At 56.2% G+C, this 21,601-nt stretch carries 23 protein-coding genes; 7 read left to right on the top strand and 16 right to left on the bottom strand.

What is annotated here, in order from left to right:
• Positions 1–8: 8 nt before the first annotated feature.
• Positions 9–1,214 carry a serine hydrolase domain-containing protein gene (locus K5845_RS18055; protein ID WP_287959619.1) on the bottom strand — a complete coding sequence of 402 codons (1,206 nt, stop codon included), beginning with the start codon at positions 1,212–1,214 and terminating at the stop codon, positions 9–11.
• 224 nt (positions 1,215–1,438) lie between these two features.
• Between K5845_RS18055 and K5845_RS18060 the strand changes: the two genes are divergently transcribed.
• The 4 genes from K5845_RS18060 to K5845_RS18075 all read left to right on the top strand — a co-directional run bounded on the left by K5845_RS18060 (position 1,439) and on the right by K5845_RS18075 (position 3,851).
• On the top strand, positions 1,439–2,302 hold the full coding sequence (locus K5845_RS18060) for a lytic murein transglycosylase (protein ID WP_342027537.1): 864 nt from the start codon (positions 1,439–1,441) through the stop codon (positions 2,300–2,302).
• 15 nt (positions 2,303–2,317) lie between these two features.
• Positions 2,318–2,806 (top strand): DUF6653 family protein, encoded by a 489-nt coding sequence (locus K5845_RS18065; protein WP_287959620.1) that lies wholly within the window; start codon positions 2,318–2,320, stop codon positions 2,804–2,806.
• A 197-nt stretch (positions 2,807–3,003) separates the two neighbouring features.
• Positions 3,004–3,225, top strand: a complete 222-nt coding sequence (locus tag K5845_RS18070) for a DUF2188 domain-containing protein (RefSeq protein ID WP_046479369.1) — start codon at positions 3,004–3,006, stop codon at positions 3,223–3,225.
• Between the two features lie 2 nt (positions 3,226–3,227).
• The gene (locus K5845_RS18075; protein ID WP_287959621.1) at positions 3,228–3,851 is read left to right on the top strand and encodes a hypothetical protein; all 624 of its coding nucleotides are present in this window, start codon (positions 3,228–3,230) and stop codon (positions 3,849–3,851) included.
• A gap of 11 nt (positions 3,852–3,862) precedes the next feature.
• Here K5845_RS18075 and K5845_RS18080 read toward each other — a convergent pair whose 3' ends face one another.
• The 7 genes from K5845_RS18080 to soxY all read right to left on the bottom strand — a co-directional run bounded on the left by K5845_RS18080 (position 3,863) and on the right by soxY (position 10,652).
• Positions 3,863–4,984, bottom strand: coding sequence for an imelysin family protein (locus K5845_RS18080; protein ID WP_287959622.1), 1,122 nt, complete (start codon positions 4,982–4,984; stop codon positions 3,863–3,865).
• A gap of 124 nt (positions 4,985–5,108) precedes the next feature.
• Entirely contained in the window at positions 5,109–5,606 is a 498-nt protein-coding gene (locus K5845_RS18085; protein ID WP_052744043.1) for a hypothetical protein, read from the bottom strand.
• Positions 5,607–5,946: 340 nt separating this feature from the next.
• Positions 5,947–6,609 (bottom strand): c-type cytochrome, encoded by a 663-nt coding sequence (locus tag K5845_RS18090; RefSeq protein WP_090228325.1) that lies wholly within the window; start codon positions 6,607–6,609, stop codon positions 5,947–5,949.
• Positions 6,593–7,891 carry a sulfite dehydrogenase gene (soxC, locus tag K5845_RS18095; RefSeq protein ID WP_502814147.1) on the bottom strand — a complete coding sequence of 433 codons (1,299 nt, stop codon included), beginning with the start codon at positions 7,889–7,891 and terminating at the stop codon, positions 6,593–6,595. The genes K5845_RS18090 and soxC overlap by 17 nt, the downstream gene beginning before the upstream one ends.
• Positions 7,892–7,957: 66 nt before the next feature.
• Positions 7,958–9,652 carry a thiosulfohydrolase SoxB gene (gene soxB, locus K5845_RS18100; protein ID WP_046479364.1) on the bottom strand — a complete coding sequence of 565 codons (1,695 nt, stop codon included), beginning with the start codon at positions 9,650–9,652 and terminating at the stop codon, positions 7,958–7,960.
• A 160-nt stretch (positions 9,653–9,812) separates the two neighbouring features.
• The gene (gene soxZ / locus K5845_RS18105; protein WP_046479363.1) at positions 9,813–10,145 is read right to left on the bottom strand and encodes a thiosulfate oxidation carrier complex protein SoxZ; all 333 of its coding nucleotides are present in this window, start codon (positions 10,143–10,145) and stop codon (positions 9,813–9,815) included.
• 51 nt (positions 10,146–10,196) lie between these two features.
• Positions 10,197–10,652, bottom strand: a complete 456-nt coding sequence (gene soxY, locus K5845_RS18110; protein ID WP_046479362.1) for a thiosulfate oxidation carrier protein SoxY — start codon at positions 10,650–10,652, stop codon at positions 10,197–10,199.
• A 146-nt stretch (positions 10,653–10,798) separates the two neighbouring features.
• Here soxY and K5845_RS18115 point away from each other — a divergent pair, with 146 nt between their 5' ends.
• The gene (locus K5845_RS18115; protein WP_342027538.1) at positions 10,799–11,290 is read left to right on the top strand and encodes a thioredoxin fold domain-containing protein; all 492 of its coding nucleotides are present in this window, start codon (positions 10,799–10,801) and stop codon (positions 11,288–11,290) included.
• Positions 11,290–11,634, top strand: coding sequence for an ArsR/SmtB family transcription factor (locus tag K5845_RS18120; protein ID WP_046479361.1), 345 nt, complete (start codon positions 11,290–11,292; stop codon positions 11,632–11,634). The genes K5845_RS18115 and K5845_RS18120 overlap by 1 nt, the downstream gene beginning before the upstream one ends.
• 19 nt (positions 11,635–11,653) lie before the next feature.
• Here the strand turns inward: K5845_RS18120 and K5845_RS18125 are convergent, their stop codons facing one another.
• Positions 11,654–13,162 (bottom strand): fused MFS/spermidine synthase, encoded by a 1,509-nt coding sequence (locus K5845_RS18125; RefSeq protein WP_287959623.1) that lies wholly within the window; start codon positions 13,160–13,162, stop codon positions 11,654–11,656.
• 206 nt (positions 13,163–13,368) lie between these two features.
• Here K5845_RS18125 and K5845_RS18130 point away from each other — a divergent pair, with 206 nt between their 5' ends.
• Positions 13,369–14,334 carry an MBL fold metallo-hydrolase gene (locus K5845_RS18130; RefSeq protein ID WP_090228333.1) on the top strand — a complete coding sequence of 322 codons (966 nt, stop codon included), beginning with the start codon at positions 13,369–13,371 and terminating at the stop codon, positions 14,332–14,334.
• A 33-nt stretch (positions 14,335–14,367) separates the two neighbouring features.
• Here K5845_RS18130 and K5845_RS18135 read toward each other — a convergent pair whose 3' ends face one another.
• The 7 genes from K5845_RS18135 to K5845_RS18165 form a co-directional block, all read right to left on the bottom strand.
• Positions 14,368–15,498 (bottom strand): DSD1 family PLP-dependent enzyme, encoded by a 1,131-nt coding sequence (locus K5845_RS18135; RefSeq protein WP_046479359.1) that lies wholly within the window; start codon positions 15,496–15,498, stop codon positions 14,368–14,370.
• A 75-nt stretch (positions 15,499–15,573) separates the two neighbouring features.
• Positions 15,574–16,008, bottom strand: a complete 435-nt coding sequence (locus K5845_RS18140; RefSeq protein ID WP_046479358.1) for a GlcG/HbpS family heme-binding protein — start codon at positions 16,006–16,008, stop codon at positions 15,574–15,576.
• Positions 16,005–17,213 carry a CaiB/BaiF CoA transferase family protein gene (locus K5845_RS18145; protein WP_046479357.1) on the bottom strand — a complete coding sequence of 403 codons (1,209 nt, stop codon included), beginning with the start codon at positions 17,211–17,213 and terminating at the stop codon, positions 16,005–16,007. Before K5845_RS18145 ends, K5845_RS18140 begins: the two co-directional genes overlap by 4 nt.
• A gap of 48 nt (positions 17,214–17,261) precedes the next feature.
• Entirely contained in the window at positions 17,262–18,542 is a 1,281-nt protein-coding gene (locus tag K5845_RS18150) for a TRAP transporter large permease (protein WP_046479356.1), read from the bottom strand.
• A gap of 2 nt (positions 18,543–18,544) precedes the next feature.
• The gene (locus K5845_RS18155; RefSeq protein WP_046479355.1) at positions 18,545–19,087 is read right to left on the bottom strand and encodes a TRAP transporter small permease; all 543 of its coding nucleotides are present in this window, start codon (positions 19,085–19,087) and stop codon (positions 18,545–18,547) included.
• Between the two features lie 147 nt (positions 19,088–19,234).
• Positions 19,235–20,218 (bottom strand): TRAP transporter substrate-binding protein, encoded by a 984-nt coding sequence (locus tag K5845_RS18160; protein ID WP_046479354.1) that lies wholly within the window; start codon positions 20,216–20,218, stop codon positions 19,235–19,237.
• Positions 20,219–20,269: 51 nt separating this feature from the next.
• Entirely contained in the window at positions 20,270–21,466 is a 1,197-nt protein-coding gene (locus K5845_RS18165; protein WP_046479353.1) for a pyridoxal-phosphate-dependent aminotransferase family protein, read from the bottom strand.
• Between the last annotated feature and the right edge of the window lie 135 nt (positions 21,467–21,601).

Consider the following 21,601-nt stretch of genomic DNA (forward strand, 5'->3'; position numbering starts at 1 on the left):
CACCCGAGTTACTGGATCGGCGTCTGGCCATTCGGACCGTACCGCCGATAAAGCCATTCCACCATCTCCCTAACGGCCGCATCTGCCTTTTCGCCGGGAAAGTTCGTTGTTACGACGATGCCAATATCGTGATCAGAATCAACGAGGATCGTGGCCAGATTGAGCGAATTGGATCCGTTGTGTGTCAGAACTGGCCGTGAAGTCCAATCCATTTTGGCCAATCCCCAACCAAGCGCATACTGGCCGGTTTTTGGGGTGCCGGGTTTGGGATTTTTGATCTCCGGAGTCGTGACAATAGCCGTGTGCAGACGCTCAACAGTCTCAGGTTTTACCAACGCTGGTCCGCGCCGCCCAACGCCCGCATTCCAATCCGCCCAAATTGCAAAATCGGAAATCGACATGTGCGCATTGCCTGCCGGTCCCATGACTGCGGGAACATCGGCAGCCGGTCCCCATGGCATCGGAATGATCTTCCCGTCGTCGTCGATTCTGTGGCCGATAGCGGCATCATAACGGCCGAACGTTGCCTGAGGACCGAGCCCGGCTGTCGTCAATCCCAACGGCTCGAATATCCGGGTCGTGATGAGGCTTTCCCAGGCCTCTCCCGAGACCTCCTCGATCATTGCCCCCGCGATCACATAGCCGAAATTCGCATACTGGAAAGGTGAGCCTTCAGGTATCTTCGGCGCGTTCTTGCTCCCCCACTCAGCGATAATGCGCCTGCGATAATCATGGAGTGAATAGTCGTAGCTCTTGTCGCTGAAGTAGAGCTTTATCATCTCTTCGTCGTCAGTCGGTATTCCGCTGGAATGAGATAGCAACTGCTCGAGCGTTATCTTTGAAAATGCGGGCGTGAGACCGGGCATGTCAGCCCCTAGGACATCACCAATCGTCGATGTCCAACTCAGCTTGCCATCTTCCACCATCATGGCAGCAATTGTCGCGGTCATCGCTTTGGTGTCTGATCCCAAATGAAACCGGTCATCAATCTTGGTCTCTGTATCTCCACCCAGCATACGTTTGCCCGTCACACCCTTCGCAACGATCCGGCCGCCCTTCGTGACTGCAGCCGCCAGCGACGGCAGCGTGTACTTCGCCCGGAGGTTTTCAAGTTGCGATGTAAGAGCACCATCGTCGGCAAAGGACGAAAGCGGGAATAGAAACGTTGCGGCAAACGCCACAATCAACGCCAACGACGTCACAACAGCGCGCATAAGACCTCCGATTTGCACGAACGCCTCTAAGTAGCATCCGTAGCCCACTCACGGCACAGAACAGCCACTCTAACGTTAAGTCTTCTTTACTTTGCCCCACGCCAGAGCCGGCAGAACAAGCTGAAGATAAGAAACGGCGCGAGACCGATGCCAATCATTTCCTGCGCCTGCATCCGCGCTCATACCTAGTCATCACGCATCCGATCGGATAGTTAGAGTCGGACGTGAAAATCGTCAGCGGAGTATGTGCGTTGAAGCCTGCCAGATTATTTCACCACCTCACGATCGCCGTGGGAGTTGTCCTCACGGCCACCTTCGCGGCGACACCATCCGCAACGGCAGCGAAGTGCGGCAACGGCCCAGGCGGCTTCTCCTCCTGGCTGAACGATTTCGAGGCGCGCGCCAAAGCCAATGGCATCACGCAGCGCACGCTTGATCGAGCACTGAGCGGCGTTACCTATGACCCCAACGTCATAAGGCGAGATCGTTCGCAAAAATCATTCAAACTGAGTTTCGAAGAATTCTACAAGAGGCGCGTCGGCAGCTACCTGATGAAGCAGTCTCAGGCACGCTTGAAACGTCATGCCGGCCTGCTGGCAAGTATCGAAAAACGCTACGGCGTCCCCGGCGAGATCCTAGTCTCGATCTGGGGCTTGGAGACGAACTTCGGCAAAGACACCGCGGGCAAATACTCCATCATCCGGTCCATCGCGACGCTGGCTTATGATTGCCGTCGCTCTGAATTTTTCACGGACCACCTACTCGCCGCGCTCAGGATTGTGCAGAAGGGTGACATGAGCCCGAAAGACATGCGAGGCGGCTGGGCGGGCGAAATCGGACAAGTTCAATTTCTACCCGGCTCTTACGACAAATATGCAGTCGACTTCGACGGCAACGGACACCGGGATCTCGTGCACAGCATTCCTGACTTGCTTGCCTCGACCGCCAACTATCTTCGCGCCCACGGCTGGCAGAAGGGGGCATCCTGGGATCCCGGCACAGCCAATTATCAAGTCATCAAGGCCTGGAACCGCGCTGACGTCTACGCCCGCACCATCGCGGTCATGGCGAACCGCCTGCAGAGCTGATAGGAACACCGCACATTGCGACTTGACCAATCCATAAACAATGCGATGGCCATGGACGACGAGACATGGGCGCGTCATGCCAATCCATGGAGCGTCTGGACGAGACTAGCCACACTCCCGGCTTTCGCTTTAGCGGTCTATGCCCGTGTATGGATTGGATGGTGGTGCCTCATACCGATTGGCCTCATCGTAATTTTTCTCTGGTTGAACACGCGCATCTTCTCGAAGGCGACAACAGACGAACGTTGGGAGACTCGTGCCATACGCGGCGAGCAGCTTTGGCTCGCCCGCAAAGAGAATCCGATTCCGGAACATCACAAGACAGCAACGTTCTGGATCGTTTTCGGCAGCTGCGTCGCGATCGCCCCGCTCGCCATCGGGTTGGTCATGCTCGACCCTTGGGCCATCGCTCTCGGTGTCGCGGGAATGTTGTTCGGCCAGCTCTGGTTCCTCGACCGGCTTGCTTGGCTCTATGCTGAAACACGCAACAGCGAAGGCAAGTAAGGTATCTCATCTCGTTTACAATTTGTATCCTCGTCGTCATCCCGGGGCTTGTCCCCGGGATCCAAGTTCCGGTTCAAGTCAGCTGGCAAGCTAGGCACGACAGCGAAGTGCTCACCGGCATGCGTGCCAGCGACGGCAATGGAATTAATCTTGGGTCTGAGTTACGCTCATGCGGTCCAACTAAGGAGCTTTTGCTAATGTCTCGAAAGGGTCAGCACGTCATACCCTCCGCGGGAAAATGGAGTGTGAAAAAAGCGGGATCTTCGAGAGCCACCAGCATTCACGCGACCCAGGCTGAAGCGATCAGAGCAGCTACGGAAATTGCTCGAAACCAGAAAACCGAAGTCTATATCCACGGTGCAGACGGACGAATTCGCGAACGCAATTCTTATGCTGAAGCCCCTTATCCCAAGGGCTGACATTGACTTCACCATTCGACCGATCGGTATTCATCAACTGCCCTTTTGACGACGACTTCGCACCCTTGCTTCAAGCAATGGCGTTTTGCGTCGGTTACCTAGGCTTCTTCCCGCGCCTCGCTCCGGAGAATGCTGACAACTCAGCCGCGCGCCTCGATAGAATTATCGAACTGATCCGAGGGTCCAAGTACGGCATTCACGACCTGAGTCGCTGTAAGTTTTCTGACACTGATCAGTACGCTCGAATGAACATGCCCTTCGAGCTCGGTTTGGATCATGCATGCCGAAAGTTTGGCACCGGCGGCCTGGCCGACAAGGTAATCTTGGTCCTTGAGCACGCGAAGTATGATTACCAAAAGACTTTGTCCGACATCTCTGGCTGGGATATCAAAGTTCACAACGGAAGCTTTGAGAAATCCATGCTCCACGTGAGGACATGGCTCGTCGCACACGGGGCAGAGAAGATCGGACAGTCACGGATACAGGGAAAGTACGCCGACTTTCAGGGGTGGTATTGGAAGCGGGAACTCGCTGCCGGTTCCTCAGAAAATGACATAAGGGAATACCCAACCACCGAATTCATCGTTGCGATGCACGAATGGATGGACGCAGGCCAACCTTTGTAGATGTTCTGCCCTCAATCCCCGTCCAACGCATTGAAGCCGGAACTCAAGCCCGCTTCCGCTTTCAAGGTTTCGTCAGCGATCTCGCGAGCGTTCTCAACCGGCAGACGAACCGATTTCCACATCGCCACAGGTATGGTCTTGAAGTCACCCCGCGCTTCTGATTGAGCGATAAGCCCCAACGCTCGTCGGGCAAAACGTAGCTCGGTCAGCACGACGTTGAGACGTTGCTGCACGTCCTCTGTATCTTCCGCGCTGCCGCTTGCGGATTGATCGAGAAAGCCGCCTTCCTTGAGTAACGCTTCCAAGCCATCCAGGCTCGCGCTCAGAAAATCGATCGCAACACCACTGGGGCCAAAGATCGGCATCGTCCCATTGCCATTGCTCGCTTCACCATCCGCGGATGGAATATCAAACGCAAGCATGCGATTAAGCCGATCTGCGAAGCTTTGGACCAGCGCCTGCGTTGTCTCGGAGGGTTTCAGGTAACGCGAATTGTCCGCACCTGGATGAAGCCACAGCTGCTGAAACCTATCGCTCGAGGTCCAGTCCTCGAAGATAACCGCAGCGGTATGATGAAGGTCTTCTGATAGCGCAAGCGCCAACCCGCACCGATAGTGTGTCTTGTCCTTATCCGCGCTCGCGAAATCGTCTGACCCTGGCCCGAAGAAAACGATCTCCAATGCGCGCAGGCCAACAGTGGCCACGCTGGCCGTCGCAACATTCTCCGGCTTTAGCGCGGCTTCAGGCTTCGTCCGCAACAGCCGCCCAACTTGCTTCATCGTCACATGCCGAGGATCCGGCCAGAACAGGATCCGGTCGTAACGGTTGTCCGTCACCGCAGGCCCAAAGCGGATATGGCCGATCCGCCCCCACGCAATGACTGCGCCCTTGAACGCCGAACGGGCCTTCGCTAATCCAGCCTCTGATCGCGCGTCGCAGAAAGAGCGCGTGGCATCCGCCAAGGACTGAGTCCGGCTCGCAAAGTCTTGGTACGAAGGAATGATGTGCTCTTCGAGCAACCGTCGGGCCACATCAGCATGGTCAAAGGCGGCCGCCGGACCGGCGGCCCATAAAACCGCCGCCGCGGCCAGCGCCACGTGCCATGCCGACCGAACAAACCGTACCGCTGCCATCGTGCGCTCCGCCTGAAATTTCAATCCGGCAGTCCTATCCGAATTGCGTCGCAAGCTAAGCAGATAAGTTGAGTGTTACAATCAATAATACGAGAGGGCGACGATGCGCCCGACCCAATCTTTCTTAGCCCTTTTTCAAGACAAGTGTCAGTCCGCGCAGCGTATTTCCGCTAAACTTGATCTCGATGACCTGCATTCCATCCTTCACGATGATCTCCATCTCAGCCCCGACATCGCCGCCGGTGACCGACACGCGGTACCCGCGTTCTGTTATGGCGCCGCTGAGATCACCGACAAGGTTGTAAATGCGTTCGGTCCACGTGCCAGAGAGCTCGCCGTCGTCGTTCGTGACATGACTTACGATTTCGACCTTCCCGCTCGACGTCGCACAGCGAATGTTCTGCTCGAGCTTGGTGGGGACGTCCCCCAACACGTACGTTGCCCGGCATGTGACATTTTCGGTCTGTCCTTCTTGGAAGCCAAGGCGCCCCTGCCCCTTCCACCACCCCAGCAATGGCGCAAAAGCAGAGTCATCTTGACTATGCGCGCTATGAGAATCCAAACCGCTCAGCCCGACCATCAGCGCAGCGACGAGCGCCACGGCAGCACCTTGAAATTTCATCGCATCCACCCTCACCTACGATGCCGCCAAAAGGCGCAACCTCGCTAGCCAAAGCGCTTATCCGTTTCCCCCCACCCCCGAAGGCAAGCTTCTGAGCGCGAACGCATCAGCGAGGAAAGTCGAACGCCGGCAATCGCCACAACCTCAATCTTGAGCAAGATAATAGAGTTTGCAGACCAGGGGCGTTTCCGTCCCGCAACACTGAGACGCAGAAGCGTGGCTACTCTGCACAGGAGCATCACCTCTTACAGCGACGTCCGACTCTCAGATTGCCCCAAACACAAAAAAGGCCCGGAAAGCCGTTGGCTCCGGGCCCTTCCAAAAAAGCTGCGATCTTCGATCAATCGACGCTAAGCTTCGGCGCGTCCTCACCCTCTTTCGGCGTCACATCCAAAATCCGCGCGCGTCCAGTGATGTCGACGTTGGACTTGCAGTTGGTCATGCACGGCTCTTTCGCCGAGACCAATGGCGTATCCGGCCGCGGATCCTCGGTAAAATGCTCGGCGTTCGGCATCTGGATGGAGAGAAAGTTCTCTTTCGACAGCTCAAAATCTTCATCCGTCACGATGTCGTTCAGATAAAGGATGTAGGCAGTCAGCGCATAGACTTCGTTGTTCGACAACGATTGCGCATAACCAAACGGCATCGCGCGATGAACATAGTCGAAAACCGTCGAGAGATAGGGCCAATAGGACCCGACTGTTTTGACCGGGTTATCGCTCTTCAAAGTGTCCCGACCACCGGACAGCACCGGCCAACGTCCGGCACCTTCTCCGAAAACGCCATGACACATCGCGCATTGTTCCGCGAACTTCTCTTCACCCTGCGCGACCGTTCCGCGGCCCGCAGGCAACCCCACGCCGTCCGGGCGTACATCGATGTCCCAAGCCGCAACCTCTTCGGGTAGCGCTTCACGTCCAAGTCCCAGCTTTGCCGCCAATACCGGAGAGACGCTCAACAGCAGCACGCCGGCAACCGCAAACGCCTTAAGAGATTTCGACATTCTCAACCTCACCGTTCGCCTTCACGTGCCACGTCTGGATCGCGTTGTTGTGGTAGATGGAGTTATAGCCACGCACCTGGCGCAGTTCGTCCTTGGTCGGCTGCACGTAGCTGGTTGAATCGATAGCCCGCGACTGCAAGAGCAGCGGCTCACCGTTCCAATCGAACTCGTAGTAGAAGCGGTGCATGGACTTATCGAAGCTCGGCCCGTCAAGCCGCGCCGTGTGCCAGTTCTTGCCGCCATCAATCGTGACATCCACGCGTGAAACCTTGCCCCGCCCGGACCAAGCAACACCCGACAGCACCGTAAATCCCTTCTTGTGCTTTATCGGTGCCTGAGGCGAAGGATTGGTGATGACCGACTTCGCGTCCATCTCCCAGGTGAAACGTCGGGCATTGCCGTTCTCCATAAGGTCCGTGTACTTCGAGGTTTCTTCACGTGCGTGCCAGGGCGTGTCACCGACTTCGATACGCCGGATCCACTTGACCCACATATTGCCTTCCCAGCCGGGAACAACGAGCCGCAGCGGATAGCCCTGCTCGGGGCGCAGCGCCTCACCGTTCATGGCGTATGCCAACATGCAATCGTCCAGCGCCTTGAACAGCGGGATGGAACGGTTCATCGCGGCGGAATCGCCACCCTCAGGCATGACCCATTTGGCGTTTGTCTTGAGACCGGCTTCCTCCAGCACGCGCTTCAGTGACACGCCCGTATACATGACGTTGTGAATCATGCCGTGCGTGAACTGGCAGCCATTGAGCTGAGCGCCGCGCCACTCCATGCCCGAATTCGCTGCGCATTCGAGGAAGAAGATCCGGTTCTCTCTGGGAAAACGCTTCAGGTCGTCGATGGTGAACACCATCGGCTTTTCAACGAGACCGTTGATCATGAAGCGGAACTTCGCCGGATTGATTTCCGCAACCCCGCCATGGTGCCGCTCGAAACAAAGACCGTTCGGGGTGATGATACCCTCCAGATCGTGCAGTGGCGTGAAATTGACGGAGGACTGCGGCGACGCCGTCAGCCACTCGACGTTGCGCCGCACGACACCGGCCTCGTATTTCGACGGAACGCCATAAGGCTTGGCATCGACGCCATCGCCAAGAGCCTGCGACCAATCCTGCAATTCCGTAATGGCCTTATCGGGAGTAGTCGGCGCATCACCCGCGGGATTGGCGTAGACGCGCGTCGCGGCGAAGGCCATTCCAGCAGCACTCGCCCCCAAGACGTGACGGCGCGAAACGCCGCCGCTATGGCCACGTATGTTGTCCGGCTTGCTCATCTCTCTTCTCCCGATGCCCCATCCAAACTGGACAAGCCTTTTTGTGTAAGAAGCCGGACCGGCTCCCTACGCCTTCACAAGAACGGACTGGTTGGGCTTACCCTGAACCGTTCCGACACGTTTGATGTATGAAGTCACGACATCCCAGATCGGAGGCCCTTCGGTAGCCTCCGCCACGGAAGCCCAGCCAGCCACGATGTAAGTCTTCTGCGGATCGATAGGCTCGCCGCTCTTCAGGAGCGTCATGTCAGAAATGCGATTGCCAATCGTTTGCGAAACGTCGATCGCGTAACCCATTCCTCCGACACGAACCATGTCGCCCCCTTGCTGATAGTAGGGGTCTGGGTTGAACAGATTGTCTGCGACGTCTTCCAGGATCTCCTTCAGCCGCGCCCCAGTCATTTCCGAGCGATATGCAGCTGGGTACGTCATACCGGTCGCGTTGTAGATATCCTCGACGGTGATGTCCTGGCCGGGCAGCACACTCGTTCCCCAACGGAACCCAGGAGATAGGGCAATGTCCGCCTCGCGCTCCGACAGCAGCGCATCACAGATCAGATCATCAAACGTGCCGTTGAAGTTGCCGCGCCGATAAAGCAGCGTATCCGCCTTTCCGACTACGGTCTTGAGCTCGGCTTCATAGGGCGCACGAACTTTGTCGACAAGCTCAGTCATCGATTTGTCGGGGGTGATGACGTCCGAGAAAATCGGAATGAGCTTGTATTTGTAGCCCTTGACCTGACCGTCACGCACATCGAGATCCAGCCGCGACAGGAACTTTCCGTGCGAGCCGCTTGCGACCAGCAAGGTTTTATCGACGATGACAGGCTCGGGAATGGCATCATGCGTATGGCCGGTCAGGATGACGTCGATACCCGTCACACGGCTTGCCAACTTGCGATCGACATCGAAGCCGTTGTGAGACAGCAGGACAACGACGTCAGCACCTGCTGCACGCGCCGCATCGACGTTCTGCTGTACGTTCTGCTCGCGGATGCCAAATGACAGCTTGGGGAACATCCAACGTGGATTTGCGATCGGCAAATAAGGGAAGGCCTGACCGATGACGGCGATCTTAGAGCCCCCACGTTCGAACATTTTGTAGGCTTCGAAGGCAGGCTCGTCCCACTCATTGTCAAAAATGTTTTGGCCCAGGAAGGCAAACGGCAGATTGTCGACGATCTCCCGAACTCGGTCGATACCAAAAGTAAATTCCCAGTGCGCCGTCATGGCATCCGGTTCGAGGTGATTCATCACCTCCACCATGTCGGCACCTTGAGTTTTCAGCGATGTGTAGCTGCCCTGCCAGGTATCACCGCCGTCGAGAAATAACACCCGGCCTTCACGATCTGCGCGGATCGACTTCAAGACCGTCGCGATGCGGTCGATCCCGCCCATGCGTCCGTAGGTTTTCGCGAGCGCCGCGAAATCCTCGTAGGTCAGGGCAAAGGCTTCCGGACTACCGGGCTCGATTTTGTAAAGCTCGAGAAACTCCTTGCCGGTCACATGAGGTGGTTTCCCCGCAGCTTCGCCAACGCCAATATTTATTGACGGCTCACGGAAAAAGATCGGCTTGAGTTGCGCATGAATATCGGTGAGATGCACCAACGTCACGTTTCCGAATTCCGGAAACGCCAACAGTTCCGCCTCGCTCATCAAGCCTTGCCGTGCGGCAAGGGCCGTCCACGCACCGCTGCCGGCCGTCCCGAGCAAAGCGCCTGTGGCTACGGAAACTTGAAGAAATTCGCGTCGTGATATCATTAGCTTTCGCCCAGTTCGTTTGCTCTTGGATCAAACCGCTGCTTCTCGGAAATGAGGGCGAGCAGCAGCGCGCGCAGACTAGGCATATTTTGCAAGCCTGAGCCAAGTCGCAAGTCGTGCGAGAGCAACCGTGGTGCGGAATAAACCGCACCGTCACCGGTTACCCGGTGACTTCGATACCTTTTTCAGTCTTGTAGGTCGTTCCGGCATCGTCGACCCAAACGAACTCAAATTTGCCGCTCTCCTCCACCTTCATCGTGAATTCGAGATACGGGTTGGCCGAAACGGCAGGTTCGATATTGGCGCCGAACACCTGTTGGCCGTTGAACGTCGCAGTGAACTTATTGATGATCATCCGCGGGATTTTCTCACCCGTCTTCCGATCCTTGCGCTGACCCGACTCCATAGGGTGGCTCACCAGAGTTTTGATAGTAATCACTTCACCCTTCGTCGCTTTGTCAGGCAGTTTCACGCGGGGCTTCGCAGTCGCCATCTCTCAATCCTCTTCAGAGAAATTTCGTTTGAACGCAAAGGGTTGCAGACATCAGCCGCCGCAACCGCCAATCGTAACTTTCACGTTCTTCTTTTCCATGAAGACCGAACCATTGCTCATCTTCGCAACGGCAATGACATTTTGCGTCGTCGCAAGCCTAATGCGTGTTGTTGCGGTCGCCTCGCCACTCATCGGCGAAAAGAGGAACGTAATGACGCCAGGCATGGGGTTGCCGTCCGCCAGCACCATAACCTCGGAAACGTAATCGTCCTTCGTCATAGGGCTTTCGACCTTGACCTCAATCGGAACGGTATTTCCGTTTTCAGCGATCTCGGGAGCCGTAAGGGAAATCCGCCCTTCCCGAAGCTCTGCATCTCCGGCGAAGGCCTTAATGCGCTCATCGGTAGCACTCGCCAAAGCCGGAGTCGAAACGGCTGATACGCCAAGAGCGAAGCAGGCTATCGACCCACCGCTCAGAGCCAGAATTTCGCGTCTATTCAGCTCCATAGACATCCCCTCCGCTGCGCTTCGCTACTCTCGGAAGCGAGAATTGATTTTTCAGACTCTTACGGTGACAGCAATTTTGTCCTCTCAACTGCCACGCACGCAGACTAAACAGCTACTCAAAACCAAATCAAGAGATAAATTCAAATATGCGCATATATTGCAACGCACCATCCCTGCTTGAAAATGTGCGCGGCCCAACTCAACTTACGAACTATCTTCGAACTCCCGAACTATGCGAGGTTGAATTGAAGCTTTTGGCTGCCGCCTTGGCGCTGATGCTATCGTTTGCTGCCCTTGGACCGGCTAAAGCCGCTGAACTCGTGATGTTCGAGGAAGACGGTTGCGGCTGGTGCGCGCGCTGGAATAACGAAATCGGCGTCATATATCCGAATACGGAGGAGGGTCGCATCGCGCCTTTGCGCCGCGTGGACATCCATGATCAACGCCCTGACGATCTCGCCAAAATTACCGCGGTAACGTTTTCTCCCACGTTCATCGTGTTTCAAGACGGCAAGGAATATGGAAGGATTGTTGGGTATCCAGGTCAGGATTTCTTCTGGCCGATGCTTCAGGATATCCTGTCGTCCCTTCCCTCCACTGAGGACGCCGCCGCTGCGAACTTGAGGATGAAAGAATAATGTCGTCTCCTGATCCAGACGTTCTTCCAGACAAGCAGCTTGACGAGATGGCGGAAAGCGCCAAACAGGCAACCGCTCTGCTGAAGGCGCTTGCCCATGAAGGCAGGCTCATGATCCTCTGCCACATCTCCAGTGGCGAAAAGACCGTTACGGAACTGGAAGAGTTATTAGGGCAGAACCAGCCGGCTGTGTCCCAGCAGTTGGCACGCCTGCGTGAGGAAGGGATCATTGAAGCCCGCCGCGTTGGCCGCACGATCTACTATTCGCTCGCCGATGGCCGCGCGCGCGCTGTTCTCGAACTGGTCTATGATCTCTTCTGCGCGAAGGCAGATCGATCATCCTGAAAACTGATCTGGTATCGGCTCACTGAACACCGATCAGCCGGTCAACGGGCGCGAAATCATCCCGCAGCACAATGGGCGAAAGCATCCTAGACATCTGCGATGTCTCAAGCCGTTCAAAATTCACACCTTCCGAATGCCGGGCTGGCAAATCACCGGCCGGAGTTGCCTTCGCTAGCCCCGCGACCACAAACGTGGCGCGCTCACCAGCCTCATCGGAGCGCCAAAGCTCGACGATCGGAAAGTGCTCCGCAAGGCTAGCGACAACGGACAGCGCCATACGGGGATGTTCCCGATGATCGACGACGTTCATCAGATAGATGCCTCCATCGCGCAAACGCGACCGAACTTGTCCGAAGAATTCCGATGTCACCAGATGCTGCGGGACGGTGATGTCATGAAAAGCATCGCCAACCACAACGTCGAACTGATCAGCCGGCATACTTACGAGCACGCTCCGCGCATCACCGTGCCGAATTGTCAATCTCGGATCAGGCTTGAGCCAAAGATGCGTTATCGCAACTTCGGTAACGGCAGGATCGACTTCCGCTACTGTTATCGCCACGTCCCTCCGGGCAGCCAGCCACGCCCGCGGTATTGTGTAGGCGCCCCCGCCGATAAAGAACGCGCGAAACGGTGACCTCTCACCGACATGAATACGCATGAGCGTATCCTGCAGATCCGCATAGGGCGAAACGAGTCCGCCCGGAAAATCCCTCAGGTTTATACCGTGCGCCAAATGGTCGAGAACAAGCACCTTTGCTGGCACACCAATTTCGCCAGAAACATTCTCAACGCGGATGCAGTAATAATCGCTTTCGACGATGCACACGCGCGCAAACACTCCCGTCCATTGACCAGCAAACGCAACGGCACCCCAACCCAAAAGTATGACGAACGAAACTAGACGTTCCTTGGCCGATCCCCCTCGCCTACTGATGAAGAGAGACGCCGCCATAACGCAGTACAGGGCCGAAACGAGAAGTAGCGTCCAAACTGTCCCAAGCCACGAAATGAAAATGAACCCTGCGGCCAGTGTTCCGAGAATGCTGCCCGCCGCACCCACGGCGTAAAAACCTCCCAGGATCGCGCCGGCCTTGGTCGGCTCATCGTCGATCGCGAGCTTCGTCAGAACCGGAGATGCGATCCCGACAAAAAGGCTTGGAAGGAAAAAAAGCGCGAACGTAATAATCAGAATTGTCGCGACAGGCGGGAGGCTCAGGTTGATCACCGGGCCTGTAATAATCCGGATCAAAAAAATGCTTACAAGCGCACTGCCACCCGCGAGCAAGAGACTCCAGGCGACATCGGATTGCGCCCGTCCCCCCGCGCGCTGAGCAATCTGCCCTCCAATCCAGTGGCCGATTGAAAAGCCTGCCAGCACGACCGCGATAATCGCCGTCCAGGTGTAAAGAGACATTCCAAGATAAGGAGCGATCATGCGCCCCGCGACGATCTCCACAACGAGACCGCATGCTGCACTTAACCCCACAAGAATGAGGTAGAAGAACCTCCGCGCGCGTATACTCAAGGCAGCTCGCCCATATAAGCGACGAAGACTGACAAAGCATTGAGCATCACGCGAATCCACCCCAACTCTGCTGCAAACATACGATTGGCATTCGCCCTCGTGACCCATTAAATGGCAAACGCGGTTCAGGTGAACATTGCGTCAACCGTAAGTGTCACCGAATATCCAGCAGCATGTCGCCGTTTGCAATATGAGGGAGCCCAACGATGTCCCGAGATCGTAATAAGCCTGAAAATGCCGGGGAAACGCTTGCATGCAACCGTCGGAAGTTTGTCATCGGAGCCGGCGCCGTCACCACACTCGCAGCCACAGGGTTTCCCTTCCCAACCGCAGCCGCGGAAACAATCAAGTTCGGCGAGTTCGAGATCCTGCCACTGAGCGACGGCCACCTGATGCTACCCGCACGCCTTTTCGCCCCGAATGCTGAGGAAAGCGCACGCGCCGCAGCCTTCGCCGCTGCGGGCCACAAAGGGGATCAAATCCGCCGCCCACTAAACGTAACTCTTATTCGCAACGGCGATGAGCAGATCCTGGTCGACGTTGGCTCGGGACCACGCTTCATGGCCACAGCCGGCAAGCTTATCGACGATGTCGATGCGAACGGCATCGACCGCGAAGCCATAACAACCGTTGTCTTCACGCACGCGCATCCCGACCACATTTGGGGAACCACGGATGACTTTGACGAACTCGTCTTTCCAAACGCGCGCTATCTGATTTCCGAGGAAGAGTACAATTACTGGATGGCCGACGACATCCTGTCCAAATTGCCCGAAGATCGTCAAGGGTTTGCAACCGGCGCGCAACGCAACATCGATGCGGTCAAGGACAAGCTGGAAACCTTTAAACCGGGGGCAGATGTCGTCACCGGTGTAACCACTCTGGAAACCGGCGGCCACACGCCCGGCCACATCTCACTTGAAATCAGCCAAGGCAACGAGTCCTTCATCGTGCTCGGCGATGCGCTCACCCACCATATCGTCTCGTTCCAACATCCAGACTGGATTTCAGGAAACGATCACGAGCCGGAACGGGCAATCAAAACTCGTCAGAAGCTATTGGACAAAATGGCCAACGAAAAAACGCGTCTTATCGGATACCACTTGCCCGATCCCGGCGTCGGTCGCGTGGAACGCGACGGAACCGCGTACAAATATGTAAGCGAAAGCTGAGCAACAACCGTGCGGTGCAAAGAGGTTGTGCTGCTAGAACACACAACCTCGCGCCGTAACTGGCCAGATCTCTTGAACTGTGCCATCGCCCTCGGCCATCCCACGCACACCGATAAAAAAGTCGTGCTGGTTGGCCGTTGGATCGACATGACTGGGCACGATCAGAATTTTCTCACCTAGGTCAGGAAGGGCCGAGTCCAGTTCCGCAACCAGGCAACCGTGCTCGTCTGAAGGCCGCTCATAGCGAACACCCGGACGATCAAACGGGACCGGCATACCCGAGTCGATAGGCAGCACTTTATGCCCGGCATCCACCACAGCCTGACCAACGCTGGTACGGCTCATGACGATCGCCCAAACAAACATGGCGTGCTCAAATTTGGGAACATCGCCACCCGCCGGGGTATTGCGAGCATAGTCGGCATCCATAAAAGCGTAGGACCCCGGTTGCAGCTCATTCCACACGCCGCTCATACCGTCGAATGCGAAGGAACCCGTTCCGGCGCCCCCGACAGTTTCGCACTCAAGCCCAATATCGCGAAGCGCCGCAATGGTCTGCGCGGTAACATCACCCGCACGCGCCGCACGCGCCTTGCGTTCATCCGGATCGCGGACATGCTGCGTAATTCCGTCATAAGACTGTAAGCCCGCAAAACGCAGGCCATCCGCCTGCGCAACAGCTGCACCCAGCCGAACTGCAGGGTCGCCCGGCTCAACACCGCAACGGTTCCCGCCGATATTGATTTCAACAAGCACATCTATTGTTGCGCCAGCAGCATGCATCGCCTCAGACAAATCTCTGATTTGCCGGATATCGTCGACACACACACCCATACGCGCTCGTAGCGCCAATTGCGCCAGCGCCTCTAGTTTCGTGCGCCCGACGACCTCGTTGCTGATCAGCACATTAGTTATGCCAGCATCCACCATCACCTCGGCTTCCGAGACCTTCTGGCAGCAGACACCGACGGCTCCGAGCGCCATTTGTCGATGCGCGATCGCGGGGCATTTGTGAGATTTTGCATGTGGGCGCAATCGCACGTTCTTGCTTTTGGCCCAATCCGCCATCGTCTGGAGATTGCGCTCAAACGCATCGAGATCGAGGATCAAAGCAGGGGTATCGACGTCTGCAAGCGGAATACCAAGCCGTGCTGGTGCGCGCATTTTCCAACGCTCTCTCTATGCTCGGCAATAGACAGCGGGCCGAGTCAACGTGTGACAGGACTAACTTTTCGAAAATCAGTAAATGCGTGCGACGAAACCTGCCGCTTCTATGCCGGCCACAGCACAGGTCTCATCATTGTCGGATGTATCACCTGTAATGCCGACTGCACCAATGATTTCACCGTCACTTGTCGTGATAAGCACACCACCAGGCACAGGAACCAGAGAGCCCCCAGCAAGTGCATTGACCGACTGAACGAAGAAAGGTTGTTTCTCCGCGCGCTCGAAGATCGCCCGCGAACCGATACCCAGATGAATAGCACCACGGGCTTTTCCTTGCGCCATCTCGGGTCGGAGCGTGCTCGTTCCATCTTGACGCGCCAGCGCCTTTAGGTGACCTCCTGCATCGAGCACCGCAACGGTGAGCGGCTTGAGCCCCAACTCCGCCGCCTTCTCCAATGCAACCGTGATGATACGATTGGACCTTTCAAGCGTCAGCGCCAAACTCATGCGAGACTTTCCTCCTGGCGTGCCGCTCCGGCTCTAATCATGTCTTCGACTTCCGCTTGTGAATAGCCCGCTTCTAGCAAAACTTCACGCGTGTGCTGACCAAGGACGGGGGCAGCACGCTGCACACCGCCCGGCGTCTCCGAAAACTTTACCGGCAATCCGAGTGTGCGCACGGCACCAACTACCGGATGCGCAACCTCCGGCACCATATCTCGCGCCAGGGTTTGCGGATCGTTGTGCATTTCATCGATGCTCAGAACGGGCCCAGCAGGAATACCGGATGTTTCGAGAGCCTCGAGCCACTCAGCTGTCGAACGCGTCCTGAGAATGACGCTCAAGACGTCTTCTAGAGCCTCCCGGTTGACGATGCGCTCAGCATTGGAAGCAAAACGCGGATCATCATTAAGCTCCGGCGCACCAAGAACATGCACCAGCCGTTCCCAGTTCGTCTGATTGGCTGCCCCAATATTGATCCAACCATCCGCGGTTTCGAAAGCCTGATAGGGCGCATTCATCGGGTGAGCTGAGCCCATCGGCCCCGGTGAGGAGCCCGTCGCGAACGTTATGGCCGACTGCCAGTAGGTCTGCGTAATGGCCGCCTCGAACAGCGATGTATCAACCTTCTGCCCTTCTCCCGTCTTAAGTTTGTGCGAATAAGCAGCAGCGATGCCCATCGCGAGCAGAATGCCCGCCGTGATGTCCGACACGGGCGCTCCGACCTTCACCGGCGGCCGCCCCGCGCCCTCGCCGGTAATCGACATCAAGCCACTCATGCCTTGGGCAATGAGATCAAAGCCTCCGCGATGGGCGTAGGGGCCGGTGCGTCCAAAGCCCGAGATTTCAGCGTAGATGAGACCCGGATTGAGCTTACGCAGCTCCTCGTATCCCAGCCCAAGTTTCTCCATCGTTCCCAATCGATAGTTTTCGATGACAACGTCGGCATCACGCAAAAGTCGCCGCAGGACCTCAAGACCCTGTGCAGATTTGAGATCGAGAACGATGCCCCGCTTGTTGCGATTCATCATCATGAAAGCGGCGCTCTCGCCATTGATTGTCGGAGGCACAAAGCGACGGGTATCGTCACCCTGAGCCTTCTCGACCTTGACGACGTCCGCTCCCATGTCGGCCAGCATCAATCCGGCAACAGGCCCCGCCATAATGTGAGCCAACTCGATAACTCGACACCCCTGCAGCGGTCCTGACATGTCTCACTCGCCTCCTGTGGTTATTGTCTTTGCGAGCACGTTGCAGTGTTAGCGGTAGAGATATTCAACCAAGAACATCGGAACAGCTGGCACATAGGTGCATAGAAGAAGAACCGCCAACAGCACGGCCACGAACGGGAGGTTGACCTTCGAGACTTCCCATATATTAGCCCGAGCCACGGCACACGCAGTTATGAGCACGCTTGCTACCGGTGGCGTTTGCTGTCCGATTGCCAAATTGAGCGTCACAACCAGCCCAAAGTGCACAGGATCGATACCTGCTGCGTGTATGAGCGGAATCACGATCGGGATGACCAGAATGATCGCTGCGGCCGAGTGAAGGAAGAAGCCGATAATCAGGAAGAAAACGTTCATGATCAGCAGGATCAGATACTGGTTGGTCGTCATGTCCAGTATCGCGGCCGCAATCTCCTGAGGGACCCGAGCCCGGGTCAGGAAGCCACCCATCAAAACCGAAGCTGCAACCAGCAGCATAACGATCGCCGTCTGCATACCGCCATCAAGCATCGCACGCTTCAGATGCTTGAAATCCATCTCGCGATACCAAAGCCCCACGAGGAGCGCAGCGATCACGGCAAGTCCGGCCGCCTCAGTAGCTGTGACGAAGCCGCCGAAGATGCCACCCAGAATGATAACGGGCAACGAAAAGGCAGGAAGCGCGTCGATAAAGGTTTTGCGCAATCGCGGCATATTAAACGCTTCTTCGACCGGCAAATTGTACCGAAGCGCGAACATGTAGGCGACGAACATCAACCCCGCAGCGCCAAGCAGCCCCGGCACGAAACCCGCAACGAATAGCTGTTCAACAGATGTGTTGGCGGACGTCGCGTAAAGGATCATCGGAATCGACGGCGGAATGATAATGGCCAGCGAAGCCGAAGACGATGTAACCGCCGCCGCAAGCGGAGCTGAATAACCTCGCTTCTTCATTTGCGGAATGAGAACGGAACCGAGCGCGGCCACGTCCGCAACGGCCGATCCCGAAATTTCCGCAAAGAACAGGGACACGCCGATGTTGACCATCGCCAAGCCACCGCGCACGAAACCAATCAACGCAGTCACGAAGTTAATGAGACGGTCAGTAACACCGCCCGCGTTCATAATGGCACCAGCCAGAACAAACATCGGAATGGCAATCAGCGAAAACTTCGTTGAGCCGTCGTACATATCGAGAGCGACGGTGGGAAGACTGCTGACGCCTTCGGTCGCCAAAAGACCGATAATGCCCCCGACAGCGAGTGCGACCGCAATCGGCACGTTGATGAAGATCAACGCAACAAGCGCGATGAAAATTGCAAGAATAAGCATGCCTATCGCGCCTTCGCTTTCTCGAGCTCAGATTTGACGTCTTCTTCGATCTCTTCGTGCTCCAGCGACTTACCTGCCGCGGTCAAGCCCCAGTATTCAGGCAGGCTAAGAAGCTCGCAGATGATGAACAGCACTGCACCAACGGGAATGATCGACTGCGTGAATTGAACAGGCATCCAAGTCAGGGAGATAAGGGTTTCACCCTCCAAAACCTGAAGAACCTGCATGCCTGTGAGAGCAAGGATTGCAAAGAAGCCAACGACCGTGACTTCTGCCACCAACAAAGCCACCATCCGCAACGGCATGGGGATCAAAAGCAACACGGTATCGAAACCGATATGCCTCCGTTTCAGCGCAGCGAGGGCCGCACCGTAATAGGTAATCCATGCGAGTAGGATTGCTGCGATCTCGTCGTACCAGGACAATGAGTCGCCAACGATACGGAATGAAACGCCGACGATAACGACGACGGTCAAGGACACCATCAAAAGGATGGTCGCCCATTCCAAGACGAGTTCAAGGCCTCGTCGTACAGCACTGATCATAGTGGAATGCTCTTCTCGCGATAATCGTGGAAGATGTGCCGTACGTACCGTTGAGCGTCCGGCGAACGAGACAAAGGCGCTCCTGGAAGGAACAGTTTCGGATTGGGCACGCGGCAGCGTGCCCAATCTCAGAAACTTCGCGCGAGTTTACGAACCGTCCGCCAAAGACTGCACGGTCTCAACCAGCTTCCTCGCACCATCGAAGCTTTCGGCGTATTCGTCATAGATCGGCTTAGAAGCCTCTACGAATGCGGCGTTGTCCGCTTCGTTCACTTCCACTCCAGCGTCCTTAATGACCTTCAGAAGCTCAACTTCAAGCTCTGCCGCCTTCTTGTAGACGAAGTCCTGGGTTTCAGCACCGCACTTTACGAGTGCGTCCTGAACATCTTGCGGCAACTTGCCGAAGTGATTGTCGGACACCAGAACATACCCTGGTGTGTAAACGTGGTTGGTGATCGTCAGGTACTTCTGAACTTCCTGGAATTTCGCGGACGCGATCTGCGCATAGGGATTTTCCTGTCCGTCAATGACGTTCGTCTGCAAGGCCGTAAAGACCTCTGAGAATGCCATCGGCGTCGGGTTTGCGCCGTAGAGCTTGAACATCTTCAACCGCCAAACACCCTTAGGCGTACGCAGCTTGATACCGGACAGATCTGCCGGCACCTTGATCGGACGGACGTTGTTCGTGATGTGGCGGAAGCCATTTTCGAACAAGCCGATGATACGATAGCCCTTCGCCTTAACCGCAGGTTGGAAGGTGCTCTCCATCAATGCCTTCTGCACCCGCCGCATGTGATCGCGGCTTTTAATGATGTAGGGCATCTCGAACACGCCAAACTCATTGGCAACGGACGACATGACCGACGAAGGTAGAGCGAAAGTTACTTGGCCAAGCTTCAACTTCTGAAGCAGCTCACTGTCCTTGCCGAGCTGAGAAGATCCGAAGGTCTGAACTTCAGCCTTATCACCAAGAGCTTTGTTCGAGCATGCAGCAAAGGCATTGGCACTCGCCTCAAACAACGAACCGGGTTCACCGACGTGACCGAATTTGAGCACAAGCTTGTCCGCCATTGCTGGAGTGGCGAACAGGACAGCGGCCGCGGACGCAGCCAACAGCGTCATTCGTTTCATTTGGGGTCCTCCTCCCGAAGGTTTTTATCAGTTGCTTTTAATTATTGATTCTTATTGGGCCGCGGCGATCGCCTCGGTCGGTCGTTCTGAGTTGGTAAGATAGTCCATTGCCGCTTGCGCGCCACCCCGATTGTGAGGAACGCTCGCAAGTTTCAGTCCCATCTCGACACCAGACAGCGTTGCCATCAGCATCAAGTCGTTAAAATGGCCAAGATGGCCTATACGAAAGACACGGTCGGCAACCTTTGATAATCCACTCCCGAGTGACATGTCGAAATTGTCGAGCGTTGTCTTACGGAACGCGTCAGCGCTGCTCCCTGTGGGCATCACGACTGTCGTCAGCACGTTGGAGTAATGTCTTGGGTCGCTGCAGAGGATGTCGAGCCCCCAGGTCCGCACCGCCTGCCGCGTAGCCTCGCCGTGCCGGGCATGTCGCGCAAATACGGCGTCCAAACCTTCCTCATGCAGCATATCGATCGCAACATTGAGGCCATAGAGAAGGTTCGTTGCCGGCGTATATGGAAAATACCCCTTCTCGTTCGGGCCTTTCATTTCATCCCAAGCCCAATAAGACTTCGGCAGCGTTGCCTTGGCACTTGCCGCGCGCGCCTTCGCGCTGATCGCATTGAACGAAAGGCCCGGCGGAAGCATCAAGCCCTTCTGGGATCCGGAAACCGCAACGTCGACGCCCCACGCATCAAACTGAAAATCAATCGACGCGAGTCCCGAGATGCTGTCGACCATCAGCAAAGCCGGATGCCCCGCAGAATCTATGGCATCTCTGACCTCTTTGACCTGCGTAACCGAACCGGTCGATGTCTCGTTGTGGACGACACAGACAGCCTTGATTTCGTGGTTCTTGTCTGCCCGCAGATACGCTTCGATTTTCTCCGGATCAGCACCGCTGCGCCAATCGCTGGGAATGAATTCCGGCTGGAGTCCAAGCCGCTTTGCGAGCGCCTGCCACAGGGTCGCGAAGTGTCCGGTCTCATACATCAGCACGCGATCACCAGCTGACAAAGTATTAACCAGAGCGGCTTCCCACGCCCCCGTCCCGGAGGACGGGAAAATCACGACATCCTGCTCGGTCTTGAAGATGGACTTCATTCCCTCAAGAGCCTTTTTGCCGATGTCGGCAAAATCCGGCCCGCGGTGGTCCATTGTCGGGAAATCCATCGCGCGAAGGACACGATCAGGTACATTCGAAGGTCCAGGAATTTGGAGGAAATGCCGGCCCGATTTGTACATTTGTATATCCTCCGCTCCCGTCACCTCTGCACCTGAAGGAAATTCTTACCCCCAGATCACTTGGCGAATTTTTTATTTCGCATTTTGAATACAAAAATTGAACGGTGAGCCATTGTCAACTATGCAATGTCTTCG

This window comes from Filomicrobium sp. (assembly GCF_025698805.1).
GTDB classification, from domain to species: Bacteria; Pseudomonadota; Alphaproteobacteria; order Rhizobiales; family Hyphomicrobiaceae; genus Filomicrobium; species Filomicrobium insigne.